At 75.2% G+C, this 7463-nt stretch carries 6 protein-coding genes and 1 pseudogene; all 7 read right to left on the reverse strand.

Annotated features, from left to right (window positions below; translation table 11 throughout):
* Positions 1–27: 27 nt before the first annotated feature.
* Positions 28–3969 carry a DNA polymerase III subunit alpha gene (locus ACQZ2A_RS09405; RefSeq protein ID WP_430209961.1) on the reverse strand — a complete coding sequence of 1314 codons (3942 nt, stop codon included), beginning with the start codon at positions 3967–3969 and terminating at the stop codon, positions 28–30.
* 9 nt (positions 3970–3978) lie between these two features.
* Positions 3979–4395, reverse strand: a complete 417-nt coding sequence (locus ACQZ2A_RS09410; RefSeq protein WP_430209964.1) for an SAV_6107 family HEPN domain-containing protein — start codon at positions 4393–4395, stop codon at positions 3979–3981.
* An 11-nt stretch (positions 4396–4406) separates the two neighbouring features.
* The gene (locus ACQZ2A_RS09415) at positions 4407–4733 is read right to left on the reverse strand and encodes a DUF6504 family protein (protein WP_430209967.1); all 327 of its coding nucleotides are present in this window, start codon (positions 4731–4733) and stop codon (positions 4407–4409) included.
* A 175-nt stretch (positions 4734–4908) separates the two neighbouring features.
* Complete coding sequence (locus tag ACQZ2A_RS09420; protein WP_430209969.1) at positions 4909–5238, reverse strand: putative quinol monooxygenase; 330 nt, start codon at positions 5236–5238, stop codon at positions 4909–4911.
* A 109-nt stretch (positions 5239–5347) separates the two neighbouring features.
* On the reverse strand, positions 5348–5854 hold the full coding sequence (locus tag ACQZ2A_RS09425) for a DUF1097 domain-containing protein (protein WP_430209972.1): 507 nt from the start codon (positions 5852–5854) through the stop codon (positions 5348–5350).
* A 62-nt stretch (positions 5855–5916) separates the two neighbouring features.
* The gene (locus tag ACQZ2A_RS09430; protein WP_430209974.1) at positions 5917–6951 is read right to left on the reverse strand and encodes an NAD(P)-dependent alcohol dehydrogenase; all 1035 of its coding nucleotides are present in this window, start codon (positions 6949–6951) and stop codon (positions 5917–5919) included.
* Positions 6948–7463, reverse strand: a pseudogene (locus tag ACQZ2A_RS09435) (metal-sulfur cluster biosynthetic enzyme); the annotation flags it as partial. The gene ACQZ2A_RS09430 and the pseudogene ACQZ2A_RS09435, both read right to left, overlap by 4 nt.

Here is a 7463-nt window from a genome sequence, read left to right on the forward strand (position 1 = left end):
GCGGGCGATGGCTGGGCGCGCTCCACCCTAGTGTCCCGAGCTGCCCGGGCTCGCGTGCCACAGCTTGCGCGACGGCAGGGCCGGTGCGGCGGCCGCGGCGGGCGGCACGACCGCGCCCGGCGGCGTGCCGGGGACCGGGCGGGGCAGGCCCCCGGGGTGGTCCAGGACCGGCGCGCCGCGCCCGGCCCGCGGGTCGGCCCCGGCCGGCTTGATGTCGGCGTACGGCGACTGCCGGAACCCCGAGGCGTGGACGAGGACCCGTCGGCCGGTGCGCTCGGCGGCCTCGCGGGCGGCGTGCTCGGCGGCCTCGGCCCGGGCGATCGCGTCGGCCTCCCCCGCCGCGATCGCCGCGCGCGCCCCGGCGGTGCCGCCGAGCTGCCAGGCGTCCCAGAGGGCGGCGAGCTCCCAGGCGCCGGTGGCCCGGATGGAGACGCCGCGCTCGCCGGTGCGCCGCAGCACGCCGCGCACGAGGAGCATCCAGGAGTGGAAGACCACGCCCGAGTAGGGGCCCTGGACGTCCTCGAAGAAGGTGCAGTCCGAGGGGCCGGTGCCGTCGTCGAGGGTGAGGAAGACGACCCGGCGCCCGGAGCGCACCGGCGGGGTCTGGGTGGCGACCTTGACGCCGGCGACCCACACCTCGCTGCGGCTGCGGGTGCCGACGAGGTCGCGGCTGCGGGTGACCCCGAGCGCGGTGAGCAGGGGGTCGTAGAACGCGACGACGTGCGCCGAGACGTCGAGGCCGAGGACGTCGAGCTCGGCGCGCACCCGCTCGGGACCGGTGAGCTCGGGGAGGCCGGTGCCGGCGACGAGGGTCGGCCGGTCGCCGAGGTCGAGGGTCAGCTGGGTGGGCTGCTCGGCGGCCGGGACGACCTCGCGAGCCGCCTGGCTCTGCGCCCGGGCCCGGACCCGGACGTCGACACCGGCGTCCTGGACCTCGCGGGCGGCCGAGGTGGGCAGGGTGCGGCGCCGGCTCGGGCGGGGGCGCCCGCTCCCCCGGTCCCAGCGGTCGAGCTCGGCGACGTGGAGCAGCAGGTCGCGCCGGGTGACCCGCCCGCGGCGCCCGAGCCCGCCGTCGCCGGTGCCGTGGAGGGAGTCGAAGGCGCCGGCGAGCACGAGCCGCTCGATCACCGGACGGCTGACCCGGGCGCGGGTCCAGAAGTCGCCGAGGTCGGCGTACGGCTGGCCGGCGACGACGCGCGCCACCTCGGCCTCGTTGATGCCCTTGACGTCGGCGAGCGAGAGCCGGATGCCGTACGGCTGCGGGTCCTGCTTCCACCCCGGACCACCGGTCGAACGACGAGGACATGCCGCCTCCTCGCCCGGGCCGGCGGCATGTTCTCGTCGTTCGTCGGAGTCGTCGGCGGGGGTCTCGACGACGGGCTCGATGCGGTAGGTGTCGCCGGAGGCGTTGACGTCGAGGCCGAGGACGGGGATGCCGAAGGAGCGGGCGTCGTCGAGGAGGAGCCGCTTGGGGTACATCCCCGGGTCGTGGGTGAGGATGCCGGAGAGGAAGGCCGCCGGGTGGTGGGTCTTCAGCCAGGCCGAGTGGTAGGTGGGCAGCGCGAAGGCCGCGGCGTGCGCCTTGCAGAACCCGAAGGACGCGAAGGACTTCAGCACCTCCCAGATCCGGTCGCGGTCCTCGGCGGCGTAGCCCCGGGCGGCGGCCGCCGGGCGCCACCACGCCTCGACCTCCTCCTGGCCGTGCGGCGTGCCCATCGAGCGGCGGACCTCGTCGGCCTGGGCGAGGGTGACGCCGGTGGTCTCGGCGACGATGAGCAGCACCTGCTCGTGGAAGACGACGACCCCCTCGGTCTCGGCCAGCGCCGGGACGAGGCTGGGATGGAGGAAGCGCGTCTCGCGCCAGCCGTGCCGGGACTCGAGGAACGGCGTGATCATGTCGGACTTGACCGGCCCGGGCCGGAACAGCGAGATGTCGACGATGAGGTCGTCGAAGGCCGTGGGCCCGAGCTTGCCGACGAGCTCGCGCTGGCCGGGGCTCTCGATCTGGAACATCCCGAGGGTGCGGGTGGTGCGGATGAGCTCGAAGGTGTCGGGGTCGTCGAGCGTGACCTCGCGCTCGTCGTCGAGGTCGATGCGCTGCCCGCTCACCCGCTCGACCTCGGCGACGGCGTGGGCCATCGAGGACTGCATCCGGATGCCGAGGACGTCGAGCTTGAGGAAGCCGAGGGTCTCGACGTCGTCCTTGTCGAACTGGCTCATCGGGAAGCCGAGCCAGGAGGCCTCGACGGGGGTGCGGTCGAGCATCCCGGCGTTGGACAGCACGACGCCGCACGGGTGCAGGGCGATGTGCCGCGGCAGGCCGTCGAGGGACTCGACGAGGTCGAAGAACTGTGCGAGGCGCGGGCTGTCGAGACCGCGGCTGCGCAGCTCGGGGAGGTCGGCGATGGCGTGCCGGGCGTCCTTGGCCCGCACGTGCGGGAAGGCCTTGGCGATCTCGTCGACCTCGACCGGTGGCATCCCGAGCGCGGCCCCGACGTCGCGGACGGCGTGACGCACCTTGTAGGTGTCCATCATCGAGACGCAGGTGACGCGCTCGCCGCCGAAGCGCTCGAGGACGGCCTCGTAGATCTCGGTGCGGCGGGCCGACTCGACGTCGACGTCGATGTCGGGCAGCTCGGCGCGCAGCGGGGAGCAGAAGCGCTCCATGAGGAGGCGGTGGCGGATGGGGTCGACGCCGCTGATGCCGAGCAGGTGGTTGACGAGGCTGCCGGCGCCCGAACCGCGGGCGGCGACCCGCACGCCGCGGGCGCGGATGAGGTCGGTGACCTCGGCGACGGTGAGGAAGTACGTGGGGTAGCCGAGCGAGCGGATGACGGTGAGCTCGGCGTCGAGGCGGTCGAGGACGACCCGCCGCTCGGTGTCGCCGGCGCCCGGGTAGCGCCGCTCGACCCCGGCCCGGCACTTCTGCGCGAGGACGTCCATCGGGTCGGTGCCGGGCTCGATGCCGAGGACCTCCGGCTCGGGCAGGTGCACCGCCCCGATGCCGAGGTCGTCGCGGGCGTCCTGGGTGCACTCGGCGGCCAGCCGGGCGGTCATCACGAGCAGGCGGTCGGCGCGGGCGGTGTCGCCGGAGGTGACCTCGAGGGCGCGGGCGCGCATCGTGTCGGTGCCGGCGAGGTGGCCGGCGTCGGTGACGCGGTCGAGGTGGCGGGAGTCGAGGACGACGAGGCGGCGCGCGGCGTCGAGGACGTCGACGGTGCGGACCTGGCCGGGCTCGGCGTGCCGGACGGCGGCGGACAGGACGGCCGGCAGCCCCGCAGCGTCGGCGAGGCCGAGGAGACGGGCGGCGTGCGAGCGGCAGCCCGGGGTGCCCTCGGGGCCGCCGTGGAGGACGACCTCGACGGCGAGGGCGTCGCGGGGCAGGAGGGCGCGCCAGCGGGCGAGGAGTGTGCGGGCGTGCTCGCGCTCCCCGGCGAGGACCGCCCGGCCGACGTCGGAGTCCGGGCCGAGCAGGACGACGAGGCGGGCCGGGGCGCCCGGATCGGCGCCGCGGGACCACGTGGCGAGGAGCTCGGGGGTGGTGACCGGGACGCCGCGCTCGCCGCGCAGGTGGGTGCCGGTGACGAGCCGGCACAGCGCCGCCCAGCCGGCCCCGGCGCCCGTGCCGGCGGCCCCGCCGCGGGCCAGGACGGTGACCCGCGGCCGGCGCGGGTCGACGATCGCCCCGCCGCGCACCGGGGTGCGGGTGGGCCGGGCCGGGCGGGCGTGCGGGTCGGGGACGAGGTCGGTGACGGCGAGGTCGACGCCGAGGACCGGGTCGAGGCCGGCGGACCCGCAGGCCTGGGCGAACCGGATCGCGCCGTAGAGGCCGTCGCGGTCGGTGAGGGCGAGCGCGCCCTGGCCGAGCTCGGCGGCGCGGGCGACGAGGTCCTCGGGGGGCGAGGCGCCGTAGCGCATCGAGAACCCGGAGGCGACGTGGAGGTGGGCGAAGCCGTCGGGGCCGGGCACGGCCGGGCCTCAGGCCGAGCGGACGGGGACCAGCCGCCGGGTGGCCGGGTGGACGGCGGGGACGCCGAGGCGCGCCGCGACGAGGTCGACGAAGGTCTCGGCCTCGCGCAGCAGGTCGTCGGCCTCGCGGGCGCTGACCCGTACCAGCCCGGTCTCGACCCCGACCCGCTGCCCGGTGACGCCGGCGAACCGGTCGGCCCACTCGGCGAGCTCGGGGGCGGTGCGCGCGGCGAGCGCCCAGACGTCGTGCGGCCCGTTGCCGGCCGGGGCGGCGCCGGCGCGGGAGGAGACGAGGGCGGCCGCGGCCCGCAGCGCGGCGAGCGTGGCGTCGAGGTGGCGCGCGGAGGCGAGGGTGTCGGTGTAGCCGCGGGTCAGGGCCTCGCGGGAGCGTTCGAGGAGGTCGAGGGTGGTCTCGGCGTGGGGCATCGCGTGTCTCCTCAGTCGTGGGCCCGCAGGAGGAGCCAGTGGTCGTCGTCGCGGCCGAGGTCGAAGACCCCGGCGCTGCCGGACGGGGGCCGGGCCTCGACCCGCCAGACCCTCCGCTCGGTGTCGGTGGGGCCCTCGGGGTGCTCGCCGACCTCGCGCCACCACGCCCGCCGCTCCTGCCAGGCGTCGAGGACGGCGCACACGGTGTAGCGCCGGCCGCGCCAGACGAAGGAGCGCGGGGCGTCGTCGTGGAGGGTGCCGGCGCGGCTCGCCGCGGCGGTGTCGGTGGCCCGCTCCCCCGTGGCGACCTGGAGCGGCGCGTCGTGGCGACGGACCATGGGACACCTCCGGGTGGGCAGCACCGATCGCCCGACGGGCGGACTGCCCCGCCGGCGCGACCCGGTGGATGGAGTGATCGAACATGCGTTCGACTACTCCGTCCACTGTACCCCGGGGGTCCGACGTCGCGTCAAGCCGTTCGGAGGAACCCGCGACGCCGCCCCCGGCGGGAGGTCAGGCGCGGGGCTGGATCTCCCCCATCGGCCCGAAGCCGGTGACCTCCTCGGCGTCCACGTAGATGATCTGCGGCTGCGCGGAGACGATGTCGGGCATCTCGGCCATGAACCGCTCGACGTGGGCCTTGCGCATGTGCTCGGCCCCGGCGTCACCGTCGCGGAAACCCTCGATGCACACGAAGGTGTTCGGCTCGTGGACGCTCTCGGAGAACTCGAAGAAGACGTTGCCCGGCTCGGCCGTGACGTGCTCGACGTAGAACTGCGAGAGCTCCTTCCACTCCTCGAGCCTGTCCTCGCGGATGGGGAACTTCACGGTGATGAGGATCATCGGGGGTCCTTTCTCGGGGAGTGGGTCGTGCGCCGTCACGCTACGGGGCGGCCCGACCCGGTGGCGGTGGGGCCACCGGGCCGGGCCCGGGGTGGGGGGTGGGGCAGGGTCAGGCGGTGGCGGGCGAGGCCGGCGGCTCGGCGGCGGGCGGCTGGGCCGCGGGCGAGCGGCCGTCGACCATCGCCTGGATGCGGGCACCGGCCACGGCCGAGGCCCATCCGAGCACCGCCCCGATGACGATCGCGAGCACCGTCGGCCAGACGTCGACGGCGTTGCCGAACAGCGACGCGGCGCCGAAGAACGCCCCGGGGATGAAGGACAGCACGTGCCAGCCGGCCTGCAGGCACATCGCGGCGGCGATCACCGCCACCCCGATCGCCAGCGCACCCGGGACCGGGACGTGTCCGGCGAACCACACGGCCAGCCAGCCGTACAGCACGCCCGAGAGCGCCGAGGCGAGGACGCGCACGAACCCGTCACGCCCGCCGCCGGCGGCGAAGAACCCCGCCCAGACGATGAACGCGATCCAGGTGACCAGGCCCAGCTCGGTGCTGACCTGGGTCCAGACACCCGCGAGGACGCCGATCGAGACGGCGACGCCGATGTAGCTCTTCATGACGGACTCCTTTGTCCGAGAGGGAGGTTGCGAGAGAGGGTGCGCCGAGGGCCGGAGCCCGGTCAGGGCACGAGGATGGCGCGGCCGCGGACGGCACCGTCGTCGAGGTCGGTGACGGCCTGTTGGAAGTCGTCGAGCGCGTACTTCTGGGTGTGCAGCGTCACCGCCCCGGAGGCCGCGAGGGCCATGAGGTCCTGGAGGTCGTTGTAGGACCCCACGAGGTTGCCCAGGACGTTCTTCTCCGTCGAGATGAGGTCGATCGTCGGGACGTCGACGTTCTCGCCGTAGCCGACGACGTGGTAGTCGCCGGCGCGGCGCGTCATCGCGATGCCCTCGGCGGTCGAGCCGTTCTCCCCGACGAAGTCGACGACGACCTCGGCGCCCTGTCCGGCCGTGAGCTCGAGGACCTGCTCGACCTGCGTGCCGTCGCCGAGGACGCCCACGTCGGCCCCGATGCCCTTCGCGAGGTCGAGGGCCGCGGAGTTGCGGTCGACGACGACGAGGCGGGCGGGTGAGAGCGCCTTGAGCACCTGGATCCCGATGTGCCCCAACCCTCCTGCGCCGATGACGACGCAGGTGTCGCGCGGGGTGAGGCGTCGGGCCGCCTTGGCCGCCGCGTGGTACGCGGTGAGGCCGGCATCGGCGAGGGCCGCGACGTCGGACGGCTCCAGCGCGTCGTCGATCCGCACGACCGAGCGGGCCGAGGTCAGGAGGTACTCCGCGTACCCGCCGTTGCTGTCGATGCCGGGGAACACACTCGTCTCGCAGTGGACGTCGTCGCCGGAGCGGCAGGCGCGGCAGAGCCCGCACGTGACGAGCGGGTGGAGGATGACCTTGTCGCCCTCCCGGACGTTGGTCACCGCGGACCCGACGGCGTGCACCCATCCGGCGTTCTCGTGGCCGATGGTGTACGGCAGCGTCACCTGCGACTTCTCGGCCCACTGACCCTCGAGGATGTGGAGGTCGGTGCGGCACACGCCCGCTCCCCCGATCCGCACGACGACGTCCCACGGGTTCGAGGCCTCCGGGATCGGCAGCTCGGTCATCTCGAGCTTCTGGTGGTAGCCGACGACCTGGACGGCGCGCATGGTGCTCATCGGGGAATCTCCTTGACGCTCAGGGGGATCAGGTGGTGGTGGTCGGACGGCTCGGCACCCTCCGGACGGGGCACCTGGTCGGACCCCGAGCCGTCGTACCGCGTCCGCAACAGCCCGCGGCAGAAGTGGGCGTTGCCGTCGATCGAGATGCGGGTGGCCCGGGCGCGGCGCAGGGCCATCGGCACCCGCTCGGGCGGGTACCCGTGCCCGGCGTGGTCGACGAGCACCGCGGCACCGTCGTCGAGCGGGAGCCCGATGGCCGCCCGCCGGCGCAGCAGCGCCTCGGTGTGCCGCCCGGGGACGAGGTCACCGAGCCGTACCTCCCCCAGCCCGTCCTCCGCGAGAGTGGAGTCGGCCCGGAGCAGCGCGGTGAGGCAGCGCTCCATCGCGGCGGTGTGCGCCTTGCGCCGGAACGTCGTCCGCAGCTCCTCGAGGTCCTTCTCCGCCTCGTGGCCGAAGGTGCCCCGGTAGCCGGCGTCCGCCGCGAGCCCGGCGTTGATGAGGTCGGAGTC

It is taken from the genome of Phycicoccus avicenniae, assembly GCF_050496545.1.
In the GTDB taxonomy this organism is placed as follows: domain Bacteria; phylum Actinomycetota; class Actinomycetes; order Actinomycetales; family Dermatophilaceae; genus Phycicoccus; species Phycicoccus avicenniae_A.